This window comes from Nonomuraea sp. NPDC005692, from assembly GCF_040631115.1.
GTDB lineage: Bacteria > Actinomycetota > Actinomycetes > Streptosporangiales > Streptosporangiaceae > Nonomuraea.
Map to the genome: position 1 here is coordinate 444200 of NZ_JBEXYU010000005.1, position 14703 is coordinate 458902.

Here is a 14703-nt window from a genome sequence, read left to right on the forward strand (position 1 = left end):
CATGCGTCTCACCGCCGTGCCCGCACTCCTGCTGATCCTGTCCGCCACCGTCACCGCCTGCGCGGCAGAACCCGCGCTCGTCCATAGAGCCGGCGAGGGGGCCGGTGCCGACGGCGCGGTCGCCGGCCGCGCCATCGACACCGGCCCCGACCAGAAGCGGGTGCGCACCGGCAAGGTGGCGAGCATCGCCGCCCGGGTGCCCGCCGAGATCGCGCGGGACGGCCGGCTCACCGTCGGCTTCAGCGTCCAGAGCTCGCCGCCGCTGGTCTTCCCGGCCAGTGACGACGTCACGCTGATCGGCGTGGAGACCGACCTCGCCCAGCTCGTGGCGGACGTGCTCGGCCTGGAGCTGGAGCCGGAGAGCTCCTCCTGGGAGAACCTGTTCCTGGGGGCCAGGTCCGGCAAGTACGAGGCCGTGTTCAACAACGTCACCGTCACCGAGGAGCGCAAGGACGTCTACGACTTCGCGACGTACCGGATCGACCAGCTCGGCTGGCAGGTTCCCGGCTCCAGCCCGATCAGGAGGATCTCCGGGCCGGCCGACGTGGCCGGGCTGCGGGTCTCGGTCGGCTCGGGCACCAACCAGGAGAAGATCCTGCTCGACTGGGACGCCCGGAACCGCAGGGCCGGCCTGAAACCGGTCGAGATCCTCTACTACCAGAAGTACGGCGACGTGCTGCTCGCCCTGAAGTCGGGGCGTGTGCAGGCGTACTTCGGCCCGAACCCGACCATCGCCTACAACGTCGCGGTCAGCGGCGGCTCCAGGATCGTGGGCACCGCCTCGGGCGCCGGGCCGGGCCTGCAGGGCCTCATCGCGGCGATGACGAAGAAGGGCAACGGCCTGGTGGGGCCGGTGCACGACGCGCTGGCCACGGTGATCGGGAACGGGACGTACCGGCAGGTGCTCGACCGGTGGGGGCTGGGCAACGAGGCGGTCCCCGAGTCCAGGGTCAACCCGCCGGGCCTGCCGAGGCAGAGCGGTTGAGCGCGCCCGCCTTCGAGGTCCGCCTGGTCGCGCCGGACGATCCCGCCGTCCGGCCGCTGCTGGCGGACCTCGCGCTGGAGTACACCAGCCGGTACGGCGCCAACGACGAGCTGAACCGGTACCCGGCCGAGGAGTTCACGCCGCCGGACGGGGCCTTCCTCGTCCTGGTGGTGGGCGGCGAGACCGTGGCGGGCGGGGCGTTCCGCCGCTACGACGCCGACACGGCCGAGCTGAAGCGGGTGTGGACGCATCCCGGCCACCGCAGGCGCGGCCTGGGCGCGGTGGTCGTACGGGAGCTGGAACGCGAGGCCGCCCGCCGCGGCTACCTGCGCATCCACCTGACCACCGGCCCCCGCCAGCCCGAGGCCGTCGCCCTGTACCTGGCCGGCGGCTACACCCCGCGCTTCGACCCGGACGACCGCCCGGCACGCGGCCCGCTGCCTTTCGTGAAGAGTCTGTGACCCAGCGTGGGATTGACGAGCGCCCTCCCTTCCTCCTATAAACACTCTAAAGCCACTAAATAAGTGGGAAATAGGGAGAAGAGATGAACGCTCGCAGGGTTCGCGTAACGGTGGCCACCCTGGCCGCCCTGGCGCTCACGACCATGGCGGCCGCCTGTGGGGGCAGCGGCAGCCCTGCGGACAGCGGCGCGAAGAGCGGGGGAGCCGGCGCCACGCAGGTGCGTCTGGGCTTCTTCCCCAACATCACCCACGCCACCGCCCTGGTCGGCGTGGAGAAGGGCATCTACGCCAAGCACCTCGGCACCGCGCCGAAGACCAGCACGTTCAACGCCGGCCCGGCGGCGATCGAGGCCGTGTTCTCCGGCGCCATCGACGCCACCTACGTCGGCCCCAACCCGGCCATCAACGCCTGGTCGAAGTCGAAGGGCCAGGCCATCAAGATCGTCGCCGGCGCGGCGTCCGGCGGCGTGTTCCTCGTGGTCAAGCCCGGGATCAACACGGTGGAGGACCTCAAGGGCAAGAAGATCGCCACCCCGCAGCTCGGCAACACCCAGGACGTCGCGCTGCGCTACTGGCTGACCGAGAAGGGCATCAAGACCGACACCAAGGGCGGCGGCGAGGTCTCGATCGTGCCCCAGGAGAACTCCCAGACCATCCAGACCTTCGCCACCGGCGACATCGACGGCGCCTGGGTGCCCGAGCCGTTCGCCAGCCGCCTGATCAAGGAGAGCGGCGGCAAGGTGCTGGTCGACGAGCGCGACCTGTGGCCGGACAAGCAGTTCGTGATCACCCACCTCATCGTCCGCCAGGAGTGGGCCAAGGAGCACCCCGACCTGCTCAAGAAGCTGATCGAGGCGCACGTCGAGGCCAACGACGTCATCGCGAAGGACCCGGCCGGCGCCGCGCAGACCGCCAACGCCGCCCTGCAGAAGCTGACCGGCAAGGCGCTCAAGCCCGAGGTGCTGGACAGCGCGTTCAAGAACATCACCTTCACCAACGACCCGATCGCCTCGTCGCTGGTGGGCAGCGCCGAGCACGCGACCAAGGTCGGCCTCCTCGACCCGGTCGACCTGAACGGCATCTACGACCTCAAGGTCCTCAACGAGGTCCTCGCCGCCAAGGGCCAGCAGGCCATCTCCGACAAGTAGGAGGCGCACGCGATGTCCGCTCCGCTCACGGAGCAGGTCACCGGCCGGGTCGACGGGCAGAGCCCCGCGATCCGGCTGGAGGCCGTCTCCAAGCTCTACGGTCAGGGCCGGACGGCCCTGCAAGCCCTCGACCAGGTCTCGCTGTCGGTGGCGCCCGGCGAGTTCGTCTGCCTGCTCGGCGCGTCCGGCTGCGGCAAGAGCACGCTGCTGTCGCTGGTCGCCGGGCTCGACCGGCCCACGGCCGGCCGGATCGACGTGGACGACGCCCGCGTCGCGCTCATGTTCCAGGAACCCGCGCTGTTCCCCTGGCTGACCGTCTCGGCCAACGTCGAGATGGCGCTGCGCGCCAAGGGCGTGAGCAAGAGGGAACGCCGGGACCGGGCCGCCGAGTTCCTCGACATCGTCCACCTGGGCGGGTTCGGCAGGAAACGGCCGCACGAGCTGTCCGGCGGCATGCGCCAGCGCGTCGCCCTGGCCAGGGCGCTCGCCCAGGACGCCGACGTGCTGCTGATGGACGAGCCCTTCGGCGCCCTGGACGCCATGACCCGCGACCTGCTGCACGACGAGCTCGAACGCATCTGGCGGGAACGCGCCCTGTCGGTCCTGTTCGTCACCCACAACGTGCGCGAGGCCGTCCGGCTCGGCGACCGGGTCGTGCTGCTGTCCAGCCGGCCGGGGCGGGTGGTCGAGGACTTCCCCGTCGCGCTGCCGCGGCCCCGCCGTACCGACTCGGGGGAGGTGGCCGAGCTGGCGGGGGAGATCACCGGCCGCCTCCGCCAGGAGGTCCTGCGCCACGCCCGTCAGGAGGAGCCCGCATGACGACGACGGACACCCACGCCCAGCAGCTGGCCGGGCTCGACGCGCTGGAGCTGGGCACCGGCCACCGCGCCGGCCTGGCCTCCCGGCTGTGGGCGGGGTTGTGGCCGATCGCCACGGCCGTGCTCATCGTGCTGGCCGTCTGGCAGGCCGTGGTGTGGGCGGGCTGGTGGCCCGAGTACGTCTTCGCCGGGCCGGTCACCACGCTCGCCGAGCTCGGGCACCGGCTCGGCGACCCCGAGTTCTACACCGCGCTGGCGGTCACCATGCGCCGCGCGGTCACCGGGTTCGCCCTGGCGATCGCCGTCGGGCTGGTCGTCGGCGCGCTGGTCTCGCGGATCGGGCCGCTGCGCCGCGCCACGGGCTCGCTGATCACCGGGCTCCAGACGATGCCGTCCATCGCCTGGTTCCCGCTGGCCATCCTGCTGTTCGGGCTGTCGGAGAGCGCGATCCTGTTCGTGGTGGTGCTGGGCGCGGCGCCGTCCATCGCCAACGGCCTGATCACCGGGGTGGACTACACGCCGCCGATCCTGCTGCGCGCCGGGCACATGCTCGGCTTCCGCCGGATCGCGCTCTACCGGCACGTCATCCTGCCGGCCTCGCTGCCGTCGTTCCTGGCCGGGCTCAAGCAGGGCTGGGCGTTCGCCTGGCGCTCATTGATGGCCGGTGAGCTGCTGGTCATCATCGCCAACCAGGCCTCGCTGGGCGAGCAGCTCCACTACGCCCGCGAGCTGGCCGACTCGCCCGGCCTGCTCGCCACCATGATCGTCATTCTGGTCATCGGCATCGTGGTGGACCGCGTCTTCGGCCTGGCGGACGGCGCGCTGCGCCGCCGCTGGGGCCTGCACCAGGTGAGCACCTGAGCAGTAGACGGCCATGCGGATCTCCGCCAGAACCCAGTACGCCCTGCGCGCCGCGGCCGAGCTGGCCGCGGCGCCGCCGGGCCCCATGCCCGCCGAGAAGATCGCCACGGCCCAGGGCATCCCCCGCAAGTTCCTCGACAACATCCTGCTGCAGCTGCGCCGGGCGGGCCTGCTGCACAGCCAGCGCGGCCCCGACGGCGGCTACTGGCTGGCCAGGCCCGCCGGCGAGATCACCCTCGCCGACATCGTGCTGATCGTCGAAGGCGTCTCCGAGGGCGGCGACCACGGCGGTTATCCCGGTGTGGCCAGCCCGCTCGCCGAGGTGTGGAGCGCGCTGCGCGACCACGAGGAGATGATGCTGGCCGACATCACGCTGGCCGACATCGCCCGCGCGAGCGTGCGGCTGGGCGACGAGTCGCGCTGAGGGACGTCCCCCGGCCCGTGGCTAGCCCGCCACCCCGTTCTCCCAGGCCCACGCGATGATCTCGACCCGGTTGCGCACGCCCAGCTTGTCCAGGACGGCCGAGATGTGGCCCTTCACGGTGCTCAGCGAGATGTGCAGGGCGGCGGCGATCTCCTGGTTGGTGCGTCCGGCGGCCACGGCGCGCACCACGTCGGTCTCCCGCTCCGACAGCGGGCGCACCGCTCCCGTCGCGCGCGGCGCCCGCCTGGCCAGGCCGGCCAGCAGGCGCGGCGTGATCGACGGCGAGATCAGGGCGTCCCCGGTGCTGGCCGCCCGTACGGCCTCGGCGAGCAGGGCCGGGCCGGCGTCCTTCAGCACGAACCCGGCCGCGCCGCAGCGCAGCGCGTCGTAGACGTACTCGTCCAGGTCGAAGGTGGTGACCACGACCACCGGCAGCGGGTCGGGCACGTCGGCGCCGGCCAGGGCGCGGGTGACCGCGATGCCGTCCATGCCGGGCATGAGGATGTCCACCAGGCAGACGTCGGGGCGTACCCGCCGGGCCAGCTCCACGGCCTCCGCGCCGTCCCGGGCCTCGGCCACCACGCGGATGTCGGGCTGGTCCTCCAGGATCAGCCGCAGGCCCCGGCGGACCATCGCCTGGTCGTCGGCCAGCAGCACGCCGATCGTCAACGCCGCCTCCTTGGTGGCCCCGTCAGTGGCAGGGTGGCGTGGACCGACCAGCCGCCCTCCGGCCGGGGGCCCGCGCGCAGGGTGCCGTCGAGGGCCTCGACGCGTTCGCGCATGCCGATCAGGCCGTAGCCGCCGCGGCTCCGGGACGGCGGCGCGGGCGGCGCGTCGTCGGCGACCTCGACCACGACCGCGCCGTCCCGCCCCGTGATCTCGACGGTGACCGCGCGGGCGCGGGTCGCGTGGCGGGCGACGTTCGTCAGCGACTCCTGGACGATCCGGTAGACGGTGCTGGTCACCTCAGGCGGCCAGCTCTCCGCCTCACCGGGGACGCGCAGGGTCACGGGCGGGCCGTCGAAGCCGCCGACCAGGTCGGTGAGCCGGCCGGGCGGGCCTGGCACGTCGTCGGCGGCCTCGCGCAGCAGGCCCACGACGCGGCGCAGCGCGGCCAGGGCTCCGGCGCCGGCGTCCTCGATGTCCTCCAGTGACTCCTCCAGCGGGCCTGACCCCCTGCGGGCCAGCAGCCGGGCCGCCTGGGCCTGCAGGACGATGCCGGTCAGGTGGTGGGCCGCCACGTCGTGCAGCTCCCTGGCGAGCCTGCGGCGCTCGTCGTGACGGACGCGCTCGGCGGCCGACAGGCTGCTCGCCGCCAGCAGCCGCAGGCCGCCGCCGACGCCCAGGGCGGCCAGCCAGCCGGCCAGGTTGAGCCCGACCACGGCCCCGCTGTGCGCGCCGGGCACGCTCGCGGCGGCGACCGCGAGCCCACCGGCCGCGACGGCGCAGGCCGGCCATGCGGGAAGCGTCCTGACCGCCGACCCGACCAGCACGGACAGGCCCAGCGCCATGGCCGGTCCGGGCTCGTTCGGCAGCCCGGCCCACGCGGCGACCAGGACGGCCACGGCCGCCACCGCCAGCCCGCCCACGGCCGTCCACATCGGGGCCAGGCGGCGCGCCAGGGCCAGCGCGCACACCGCCGCCCCCGCCGCGCAGTCGAACACCCAGTAGCCGCCGCCCCAGCTGCCGGCGATCAGGCCGGCCCAGAAGACCAGCACGGCGACGGCCGCCACCGCCAGCGCGGCCTGCGCCGTCACGGCCGCGGCCCGCCGCCCGCCGGGCCAGGCGAGCTCCGGCCGGTTCCGCACGTTCACTCACCCAGGCTAGGGAGGCGGGCCCGCCCGGCACACCGGCCGAAAGTACGGTCGCCCCGGCCCGAACCCTGCTTTCGACCCTCCCCGCGCCCCGCCGCCCGCCGCAGGATGAGGCTTCATGCCCTATGACGACCCGCGGCCCGCCCGCGCCCTGCCCCAGGACAAGACCCCGCCCGCCGCCCCCGGGCGGTCGCGCATCATCGCGCTCGACGTCGTGCGCGGGTTCGCCCTGTGCGGGATCCTGCTCGCCAACGTCCAGCCGATCTCGCACGTCGGCACCGACCCGGTCACCGCGCAGCCGGCGACGCTCGACGACACCGCCCGCTGGCTCGGCCTGCTCGTCGAGCAGCGCTTCTTCCCGATCTTCTCGCTGCTGTTCGGCGTCGGCTTCTCGCTGCTGCTCGACTCCGCCGCCGCCCGCGTGCCCCACCCGCGGGCGTTGCTGCTGCGCAGGCTCCTCCTGCTGGCCTGCATGGGCCTGGCCCACATGTTCCTGCTGTGGCGCGGCGACATCCTGACCGTCTACGCGGTCGTCGGCCTGGTGGTGCTGCTGCCCTCGACATGGTTGCCGCGCTGGGCCGTGGCCGGGCTCGCCCCCGTGCTCGTCGTCGCGGCGCTGGTCGCCTTCGGGGGCGGCACGATGCTGGTGCCCGGCCTGTTCCTGCTGGGCTCGGCCCTCACCAGGTACGGCGTGATCGACCGGATCGAGAGCTCCACCCGCGTCCCGGCGCTGCTGGCGCTGGGCTTCGCCGTGGCCACCGTCCCGGCACTCGCGTGGCAGGCGGGAACCACGGCCGTCCCCCTGTCGATGGCCACGTCCGGGCTGCTCATGGCCGGTCTGTACGTGTGCGTCCTGCTCGTCCTGCTCAGGACCCCGCTGCGCCCGGTGTTGCGGGCCGTCTTCGCCCCGCTCGGCCGCATGGCGCTGACCAACTACCTGAGCGCCACCGCCCTGGTCCTGCTCCTCGGCAAGGTGGCCGGCGGCCCGCCGGAGAGCTGGACGCTGAGCACGATCGTGGGGATCGCCGCCGTCATCCTGGCTCTGCAGTGGGTGTGGTCCACCCTCTGGCTGCGCCGGTACCGCTTCGGCCCGCTGGAATGGTTGTGGCGCTGGGCCACCTGGGGCCGCCGTCCGGCCCAGCGGGCCCGGTGAGGCCGTAGGGAATTCTGGGACGAACCTGCAACCCTCCGCCCGGCCGGCCGCGTTGGGAACGGGCGAAGGGAGATCACATATTGGACGCTCATGACGGCTTCCGCGAGTTCGTCATCGCCCGGCAACAGGCGTTGATGCGGACCGCCTACCTGCTCGTGGGCGACCCTCACCTGGCCGAGGATCTGCTCCAGAGCGTGCTGGTCAAGGTCGTCAAGCACTGGCACAAGCTGGCGCGGGACGGCAATCCGGAGGCGTACACGCGTAAGGCGCTGGTCAACCAGTACATCTCGTGGCGGCGCCGGCCGAACCCCGAGCTGCCCAGCGCCGACCCGCCCGAGCGCGCGGTCACCTACGACGATGACGCGCTCGACCGGATCGTGCTGCGCCAGGCGCTGGACAGGCTGACGCGCAAGCAGCGCGCGGTGATCGTCCTGCGCTTCTGGGAGGACCTCACCGAGGCCCAGACCGCCGACGCGCTCGGCTGCGCGGTCGGCACGGTGAAGAGCCAGACCCATCACGCGCTGGCGCGCCTGCGCGCGCTGGCCCCCGACCTCGTGGACTCGCGAACCGCTCAGGAGGCGGCCCGATGACCAGACTGCGTGACGCACTGAACGGCATCGCCGAGGAGGCACCCCCGGTGAACCTGGCCGACCTGGCGGTGGCGGGGTACCGGCGCAGACGCCGGGCCTCGGCGACGCTGGCGGCCGCCGCGACGATCGCGGTGCTGGCCGGGGTGACGGCGACCGTGCTGGTGGCCGGGCCACGGCGGGCGCAGTCCGCCGCCCCGCAGGCCGCGGCCGTGCCCGTGCTGCCCGCGGGGAAGGTGGGGACGCTCAGCCACGCCTACAGGCAGAGCTGCCTGCCTCCCAAGGGCAAGAGCGCGCAGCCCGGGTGCCTGGACGGCGAATGGCGGGTGGTCACCGGCGACGGCAGAACGTACCGGGTGCCCCAGGCGCTCGGGACGACCGCCCGGAACGACCGCGTGCCGGTCGCCGTCAGCCGCGACGGGCGCATGTTCGCCTACTACGACAAGGACGCGGGGGCGCACGTCGTCCGGGACATGGTGACCGGCGCGGAGACGGTCTCCGCCGCGAAGGTCGAGGAGGGACGCCTCGGCATGGGCTCCATGCTGGTGGTCTCCGACGACGGCCGCCATCTGGCGTTCGACCCGCGCGAGGGCAGCAAGAACCCCGGCCTGCTGATCGACGTGCGGACCGGCAGGACGGTGTCCGTCCCCGGCGTGTACGAGCCGGTCGCCATCAAGGACGGCGTCGCCGAGCTGGTCCGCTACCGCAAGACCGACCTGCTGTTCATGCCGGTCACCAGCGGCGGCAGGCCGGTGCGCTTCGACGGCGTCTTCATCATGTTCAGCGAGCTCGCCCCGGACGGCCGCACGGTGGTCGCCTTCGAGTTCCCGCCCGGCAAGAGGGCCCAGCCGGAGTACATCACCCGCAGGCTCACCGTGCTCGACACCAAGACAGGCCGCGCCCTGCGGAAGGTCACCGTGAAGGGCCTGCCGAAGGGGGCGGGCATCGACGACGCCACGATCTGGCAGAGCCCGTCGGAGGTCACGCTCGCCGTCGTGGCCGGGAAGGAGACCCGGGCCTATGCGGTGGACGTCCGCACCGGCAGGACCAGGCTGGTGACCAGGTATCCCGGCCGCTTCAAGGGAGAGCTGGCCATGCCCGGAGCCGCCGGCGGGCTATGAGGCTCCCGGGAGCGCTGCCCGTACGGAGGCCAGGCAGCGCTCCACCACGGGACGCGGGTCGAAGGCGTAGTCCCCGGCCCCGAACAGCTCGAACGTCATCGCTCCCCGATAGCCCCTGCGGTCCAGCGCCGCCAGGTAGTCCGCGAGCGGCAGCTCGCCGTCCCCCCAGGCCAGGTGCCCGGTGGGGGAGCCGTCGATCAGGTGCACGTGCCTGACCCGGTCGCCGAGGGCGTCGAAGTAGTCGTCCACGCTCTCCCCGGCCGCCGCCATGGCCACGGTGTCCAGCACCGCGCCCAGGTTCGGGGCGCCCACCTCGTCGATCATGCGGGCCAGCGTGGGCGCGTCGTTGACCAGGTTGGACTCCACCCGCTGCAACGCCTCCAGCACGCACGACACGCCGAGCGTCCCGGCGTACGCGCAGATCTCGCCGATCGCGTCGGCCGAGCGCCGCCAGGCGCCGGCGACCGGCTCGTCCTCGAAGCCCCGGCCCGGGGTCAGCAGCAGCAGCTCGGCCCCCAGCTCGGCGGCCAGTTCGGCGGCCCGCCGGAACATCGCCACGCTCCCGGCCCGCAGCCGGCTGTCCGGCGAGGCCAGGTTGACGGGGTAGGCCACCTGCTCGGGCGTCAGGCAGCGGACGGTGAGCCCCCGCCGGGCGGCGCGCCGGCGGATCGCCCGCGCCTCGGCGTCGCTCAGCCACGGCACGTGCAGCTGCGGCGCGACGCCCCACAATTCCAGGTGCTCGCGCCCGAGCGCGGCGGCGTCGTCGAGGAAACGGTCGAGGGGCAGGTGCTGGTAGGCGAAGTTCGAACCGGTGATCTGGCGCAGTGACAAGGACATCTGGCTCACTTCCCGACCCCGTCGGCGAGGCCCTTGACGATGTAGCGCTGGCCGAGGAAGAACAGCAGCACCACGGGCAGCGCCGCGATCACCATTCCGGCGAAGACGACGGGGAAGTCCGTGCCGTGCTTGCTCATCAGGCTGGTCAGGCCGACCGGCAGCGTCTGCACCCCGGCGCCGCTGGTGAAGACCATCGCGAACAGGTACTCGTTCCAGGCGAACAGGATGTGCAGCAGCACGGTCGAGGTGAGGATCGGCTTGCACATCGGCAGGATGATCCGCCAGAACGCGGTCCAGCGGCCGCACCCGTCCATCTCGGCGGCCTCGTCCACCTCGCGTGGCAGGTCGATCATGTACGCCCGGATGAGGAACGTCGTGAACGGGATCCGGAACGCGGTGTAGAGGATCAGCAGCGCCCAGAAGCTGTTGTACAACCCCATGGCCTGGAACATCTTGACCAGCGGCACGAGCGCCACGGTCGGCGCGAGCATGAGCCCGCCCAGGATGCCCATCGTGACGAACCGGTTGAACGGGATGTTCACCCGGGTCAGCCCGTAGGCCGCCCACGCGCTGACGAACACGGTGGCGACCGTGGAGGTGAGCGTGACCAGCACGCTCGTCGTCAGGTAGTCGCTCACCCCCCGGTTCCACGCCTTCTGGTAGCTCTCGAAGCTCCAGCTCGACGGCAGCGCGAACGGGTTGCCGAACAGCTCGCTGTTGGACTTGAACCCGTTGAGCACCATCCACAGCAGGGGATAGAGCACGACCACCGCGAGGCAGAGCAGGAACGCCCAGAGGAACACGCGCGCGATCACGCCGAGAAAGCCGCGGCGACTCACCATTCCACCCTTCTCTTACGGGTGACCCACATCTGTCCCACGGCGATGCCGAGCGTGATGACGAAGATCACCGTCGCGATGGCGGCGGCGTAGCCGAAGTTGTTGCGCACGAAGCCGCTGCGGTAGAGCCAGGTGCCCAGGACCTGGCTGGAGTTGTCGGGGCCGCCGCTGGTCATCACCATGACCTCGTTGAACACCTGGAAGGCGCCCGAGACGGTGACCATCATCATCAGCCCGGTCATCTCACGCACGAGCGGCACGGTCACGTGGAAGAACCGCCGGACCGGGCCGGTGCCGTCGATGGCGGCGGCGCCGTAGATCTCGCGCGGGATGCGCTGGATCGCGACCGCGAACAGCAGCGTCGAGTAGCCGAAGCCCTGCCACTGGCTCATCGCGATGATCGCCGACATGGCGGTGCTCTCCTGGCCCAGCCACGCCTGGGCCAGGCCGTCCAGGCCGATCGCCCTGAGCAGGTGGTTGAGCGGGCCCAGGTTGGGCTCGTAGATGAAGTAGAAGAGCAGGCCGGCGACGGTCATCGAGATCGCTGACGGGATGAAGTACACCGCCCGCAGGCCGCGCTGCCACCGCTCACTGCGCACGCCCTCGATCAGCGCGGCCAGCAGCAGCGCGCCGAACACCTGGAAGACGATCGAGACCACCGCGTACAGGACGTTGTTGCCCAGCGAGGACCAGAAGACCGGGTCGTCGATCAGCTTGCGGTAGTTGTCGAGCCCGACGTACTCCTGGGTGCCGCTGTAGATGTCCCATTTGAGGGTGCTGAACTGGAAGTTCTGCACCAGCGGCAGGTAGACGAACACCACGACCAGCGCGAGCGCGGGAGCCACCCACGCCAGGCCGAGTGCCCGTTGACGTATGGCACGCACCGGCATGCTCTCCCTCCGGCCGCCCGGCCTACTTCGCCGACTCCGACGCCTCGCGGACGCTCGCCAGCACCTTGTCGGGGGCCGAGCCGCCGCTGATCAGCGCCTCGCCGCCGGCCAGCCAGGCGTCGGCGACCTCGGGCACGGTGACGGTGTCGAGCCACGCGGCCAGCCGCGGCGCCTTGTTGACCTGCTCCATGCCCTCGTAGACGGCCTTGCTGGAGGTCTCGGGGCTGACCGCGCCGACGACCGTGCTGGGCTGCCCGTACGGGGGCGCCGACAGGGTCTTGGCGTTCTGCGTGGAGGTCACGAACTTCATGAAGTCGACGGCCAGCGCGGCCCGCGGCGACCTGGCGTTGATCAGGTAGCCCTCGGGTGCGCCCTCGATGGTCTTGGGGTCGCCGGCCGCGTTCTGGGGGACCGGGAGCTGGAAGATGCCGAAGTCGTCCGGCTTGAGGCCGTTCTTGTCGGTGGCGTTGTCGAACTCCAGGACCTCCTGGTAGTACATGGCCGCCTTGCCGTCGTGGAAGGCCTGCTGCGCCGAGCTGTAGAGCACGCCGTTGGTGCCCTTGCCGGTGTCGGTGCAGGTGTCGACCAGGGTCTTGAACCGGTTGAGCGCGGTCACGTAGCCCGGGTGGTCGAGCTTGGCCGTCTTCGGGCTGAAGTCGGCCTGCAGGACGTCGGCCGGCACGTCGTAGGCGAAGAGCTGCTGGAGGTAGTGCAGGGCGGGCCAGCCGTCCTTGTTGCCGAAGGCGATCGGCTCGTAGCCCGCCTTGCGCAGCGCCGCGCAGCTCCCGACCAGCTCCTCGAACGTGCCGGGCACCTTGACGCCGGCCTTGTCGAAGGCGGTCTTGTTGTAGCCCATGAACTTGCCGTTGCCGTACAGCGGGATGCCGTAGTACTTGCCGTCGTAGGCGAAGGCCGACAGCGAGCCGGGGCTGAACGTCCTGCCCCACTCGGTGTCCGGGCCGATCACCTTGCTCAGGTCGGCGGCCCGGCCGCCGCGGACGAAGTTCTCCGCCCAGTTGCCGCTCCAGGTGAAGAAGACGTCGGGCAGCGCGTCGGAGGCGGTCAGCGTCTTGGTCTTGTCCTTGATGCTCTGGTCGGTCTCCTGGATGAGCTCGACCTTCACGCCCGGGTGCTGCTTCTGGTACGCCGCGGCCAGGTCCTCGAAGTACGGCTGCAGCGGGTCGCCGGCGAACTTGGTGAGGATGCTCAGCGTGCCGGAGAAGTCGGGCGTGGCGGACAGGTCGGCGGCGGGGGCCTTGGCCGCTCCGTCGCCGCCGCCGGAACAGCCGGCCAGGGCGAGCGTCCCGAGGAGCGCCGCGAACGACGTCATTGCGCGAGGGCGCATGGGCTTCCTTTCTCTCGGAGGGAGAGGGGGACCTGCCGGTCCGCGGTGGGGGTGTTGGCTGACTGTACAGATGAACTGATACCGGTACCAGACCACAAAGCAAGATTTTCTTTCCGGGCGGCTTCCTACGGGCTTTTTCGGCGGTTAAACAGCAGGCCGTACCAGGTTCTCGCAGGTGGGGTGTTGACGCATGGCCGGATCCTGTGTCAGCGTGACCTCCGCGTGATACCGGTATCAGGCCGCTGGGCGGCGCCGGCCCGCAAGCTTTCCCGAAAGGACGCGAAGATGCTCGGATTCAACGAGCCGGAATTCCTGTCGCAGCTGGCCAGCACCGTGGCCCTGCGCCCCCAGATCGAGGAGCTCGTCGATCGGCTCGTGGACCAGGGGTTCGACACCCTCCTGCTCGTCGGCGCCGGCGGCACGTACGCCCAGATGTGGCCCTACGAGCACCTGGCCAGGCGCACCTCGACGCTCGACGTGCGCGCCGCGATCGCGGCCGAGCTGGTCGTCTCGGGCGACGCCCGGCTCGGCGAGCGCACGGTCGCGATCTTCACCTCGGTCTCCGGCACCACCGAGGACAGCCTGCGCGCGATCGAGTACGTCAAGGACAGGGGCGCGTACACGGTCGGTTTCACCGGCTACCCCGACTCGCCTATCGCCAAGGCCGTGGACGCCGTGCTGGTCTCGGAGCCGAAGGCGTGGCCGTTCGACCAGCAGATGTTGCTGTTCATGGGCCGCCTGCTGTCCCGCCGCGGCGAGTTCGAGGGCTACGAGAAGCTGGCCGACGAGCTGGCCGGGCTGCCCGGCGTGCTGCTGGAGGTGGCCCGGCAGGCCGAGCCGGTGGCCGCCGCGTTCGCCGAGGCCCACAAGGACACCGACTACCACTTCCTCATCGGCGGCGGGAACCTGTGGGGATTCACCTACCTGTACTCGATGTGCATCCTTGAGGAGATGCAGTGGCTGCGCACCACCAGGGTGCACAGCGCCGAGTTCTTCCACGGCTCGCTGGAGCTGCTGGAGGAGGACACGAGCGTGCTGATCTTCCAGGGTGAGGACGAGACGCGCCCGCTCACCGACCGCGCCGAAGCCTTCGCCCGGCGCATCTCCAAGGACGTCACCGTCTTCGACACCCGCGACTACCCGCTCGACGGCATCAGCCCCGAGTTCCGCGGCCTGCTCGCGCCGCTCGTGCTCGACACGGTGCTGGGCCGGGTCAGCAAGCACCTGGAACGCGTCCGCGACCACTCGCTCGACCTGCGCCGCTACTACCGGGTCATGGACTACTAGGCCGCCGCCACCTCCGCTCCCGCTCCCGCCCGCCGGGGCGGGAGTGCTCGGCGCCTCGCACACCGGCGCGGCGGCCGGCTCGTCGCTGCTGCGCGGCCTGCGCGAGCTCAATGACCACAAGCTGCTCCTGCCC

At 71.7% G+C, this 14703-nt stretch carries 16 protein-coding genes; 10 read left to right on the forward strand and 6 right to left on the reverse strand.

The window, feature by feature from the left end:
* Position 1: 1 nt before the first annotated feature.
* The 6 genes from ABZ459_RS15090 (at position 2) to ABZ459_RS15115 (ending at position 4697) form a co-directional block, all read left to right on the forward strand.
* On the forward strand, positions 2 to 985 hold the full coding sequence (locus ABZ459_RS15090; protein ID WP_357970607.1) for an ABC transporter substrate-binding protein: 984 nt from the start codon (positions 2 to 4) through the stop codon (positions 983 to 985).
* Positions 982 to 1446 carry a GNAT family N-acetyltransferase gene (locus ABZ459_RS15095; RefSeq protein WP_357970610.1) on the forward strand — a complete coding sequence of 155 codons (465 nt, stop codon included), beginning with the start codon at positions 982 to 984 and terminating at the stop codon, positions 1444 to 1446. The genes ABZ459_RS15090 and ABZ459_RS15095 overlap by 4 nt, the downstream gene beginning before the upstream one ends.
* A gap of 83 nt (positions 1447 to 1529) precedes the next feature.
* A complete protein-coding gene (locus ABZ459_RS15100; RefSeq protein WP_357970613.1) occupies positions 1530 to 2594 on the forward strand; it encodes an ABC transporter substrate-binding protein in 1065 nt (354 codons plus the stop codon).
* Between the two features lie 12 nt (positions 2595 to 2606).
* The gene (locus ABZ459_RS15105) at positions 2607 to 3413 is read left to right on the forward strand and encodes an ABC transporter ATP-binding protein (protein WP_357970614.1); all 807 of its coding nucleotides are present in this window, start codon (positions 2607 to 2609) and stop codon (positions 3411 to 3413) included.
* Positions 3410 to 4273, forward strand: a complete 864-nt coding sequence (locus tag ABZ459_RS15110; protein WP_357970616.1) for an ABC transporter permease — start codon at positions 3410 to 3412, stop codon at positions 4271 to 4273. Before ABZ459_RS15105 ends, ABZ459_RS15110 begins: the two co-directional genes overlap by 4 nt.
* 13 nt (positions 4274 to 4286) lie before the next feature.
* Complete coding sequence (locus ABZ459_RS15115; protein WP_357970619.1) at positions 4287 to 4697, forward strand: Rrf2 family transcriptional regulator; 411 nt, start codon at positions 4287 to 4289, stop codon at positions 4695 to 4697.
* 21 nt (positions 4698 to 4718) lie between these two features.
* Here ABZ459_RS15115 and ABZ459_RS15120 read toward each other — a convergent pair whose 3' ends face one another.
* Both ABZ459_RS15120 and ABZ459_RS15125 read right to left on the reverse strand, forming a co-directional pair.
* A complete protein-coding gene (locus tag ABZ459_RS15120; protein WP_357970621.1) occupies positions 4719 to 5366 on the reverse strand; it encodes a response regulator transcription factor in 648 nt (215 codons plus the stop codon).
* The gene (locus ABZ459_RS15125; RefSeq protein ID WP_357970624.1) at positions 5363 to 6511 is read right to left on the reverse strand and encodes a sensor histidine kinase; all 1149 of its coding nucleotides are present in this window, start codon (positions 6509 to 6511) and stop codon (positions 5363 to 5365) included. The genes ABZ459_RS15120 and ABZ459_RS15125 overlap by 4 nt, the downstream gene beginning before the upstream one ends.
* Before the next feature lie 118 nt (positions 6512 to 6629).
* Here ABZ459_RS15125 and ABZ459_RS15130 point away from each other — a divergent pair, with 118 nt between their 5' ends.
* From ABZ459_RS15130 to ABZ459_RS15140, 3 genes are all read left to right on the forward strand, one after another.
* A complete protein-coding gene (locus ABZ459_RS15130; RefSeq protein ID WP_357970627.1) occupies positions 6630 to 7664 on the forward strand; it encodes a DUF418 domain-containing protein in 1035 nt (344 codons plus the stop codon).
* 80 nt (positions 7665 to 7744) lie between these two features.
* Entirely contained in the window at positions 7745 to 8254 is a 510-nt protein-coding gene (locus ABZ459_RS15135) for a SigE family RNA polymerase sigma factor (protein ID WP_357970630.1), read from the forward strand.
* Positions 8251 to 9372, forward strand: coding sequence for a hypothetical protein (locus ABZ459_RS15140; RefSeq protein ID WP_357970632.1), 1122 nt, complete (start codon positions 8251 to 8253; stop codon positions 9370 to 9372). Before ABZ459_RS15135 ends, ABZ459_RS15140 begins: the two co-directional genes overlap by 4 nt.
* Here the strand turns inward: ABZ459_RS15140 and ABZ459_RS15145 are convergent.
* From ABZ459_RS15145 to ABZ459_RS15160, 4 genes are read right to left on the reverse strand one after another with little or no spacing between them, the layout of a single operon-like run.
* Positions 9367 to 10209: a TIM barrel protein gene (locus ABZ459_RS15145; RefSeq protein ID WP_357970635.1), complete on the reverse strand. Its 843-nt coding sequence runs from the start codon at positions 10207 to 10209 to the stop codon at positions 9367 to 9369. The genes ABZ459_RS15140 and ABZ459_RS15145 overlap by 6 nt on opposite strands.
* 5 nt (positions 10210 to 10214) lie before the next feature.
* A complete protein-coding gene (locus tag ABZ459_RS15150; RefSeq protein ID WP_352349562.1) occupies positions 10215 to 11051 on the reverse strand; it encodes a carbohydrate ABC transporter permease in 837 nt (278 codons plus the stop codon).
* Positions 11045 to 11932: a sugar ABC transporter permease gene (locus ABZ459_RS15155; protein ID WP_357970638.1), complete on the reverse strand. Its 888-nt coding sequence runs from the start codon at positions 11930 to 11932 to the stop codon at positions 11045 to 11047. The genes ABZ459_RS15150 and ABZ459_RS15155 overlap by 7 nt, the downstream gene beginning before the upstream one ends.
* A 28-nt stretch (positions 11933 to 11960) precedes the next feature.
* Complete coding sequence (locus ABZ459_RS15160; RefSeq protein WP_357970641.1) at positions 11961 to 13283, reverse strand: extracellular solute-binding protein; 1323 nt, start codon at positions 13281 to 13283, stop codon at positions 11961 to 11963.
* Positions 13284 to 13568: 285 nt separating this feature from the next.
* Here ABZ459_RS15160 and ABZ459_RS15165 point away from each other — a divergent pair, with 285 nt between their 5' ends.
* Positions 13569 to 14570, forward strand: coding sequence for an SIS domain-containing protein (locus tag ABZ459_RS15165; RefSeq protein ID WP_357970644.1), 1002 nt, complete (start codon positions 13569 to 13571; stop codon positions 14568 to 14570).
* The last annotated feature ends 133 nt before the right edge of the window (positions 14571 to 14703 follow it).

What these genes read in the sequence shown, in the direction of transcription:
- ABZ459_RS15090 (WP_357970607.1), top strand. Translation starts at nt 2, where the DNA reads ATGCGTCTCACCGCCGTGCCCGCACTCCTGCTGATCCTGTCCGCCACC.
- ABZ459_RS15100 (WP_357970613.1), top strand. Translation starts at nt 1,530, where the DNA reads ATGAACGCTCGCAGGGTTCGCGTAACGGTGGCCACCCTGGCCGCCCTG.
- ABZ459_RS15105 (WP_357970614.1), top strand. Translation starts at nt 2,607, where the DNA reads ATGTCCGCTCCGCTCACGGAGCAGGTCACCGGCCGGGTCGACGGGCAG.
- ABZ459_RS15110 (WP_357970616.1), top strand. Translation starts at nt 3,410, where the DNA reads ATGACGACGACGGACACCCACGCCCAGCAGCTGGCCGGGCTCGACGCG.
- ABZ459_RS15115 (WP_357970619.1), top strand. Translation starts at nt 4,287, where the DNA reads ATGCGGATCTCCGCCAGAACCCAGTACGCCCTGCGCGCCGCGGCCGAG.
- ABZ459_RS15130 (WP_357970627.1), top strand. Translation starts at nt 6,630, where the DNA reads ATGCCCTATGACGACCCGCGGCCCGCCCGCGCCCTGCCCCAGGACAAG.
- ABZ459_RS15140 (WP_357970632.1), top strand. Translation starts at nt 8,251, where the DNA reads ATGACCAGACTGCGTGACGCACTGAACGGCATCGCCGAGGAGGCACCC.
- ABZ459_RS15145 (WP_357970635.1), bottom strand. Translation starts at nt 10,209, where the DNA reads ATGTCCTTGTCACTGCGCCAGATCACCGGTTCGAACTTCGCCTACCAG.
- ABZ459_RS15150 (WP_352349562.1), bottom strand. Translation starts at nt 11,051, where the DNA reads ATGGTGAGTCGCCGCGGCTTTCTCGGCGTGATCGCGCGCGTGTTCCTC.
- ABZ459_RS15160 (WP_357970641.1), bottom strand. Translation starts at nt 13,283, where the DNA reads ATGCGCCCTCGCGCAATGACGTCGTTCGCGGCGCTCCTCGGGACGCTC.
- ABZ459_RS15165 (WP_357970644.1), top strand. Translation starts at nt 13,569, where the DNA reads ATGCTCGGATTCAACGAGCCGGAATTCCTGTCGCAGCTGGCCAGCACC.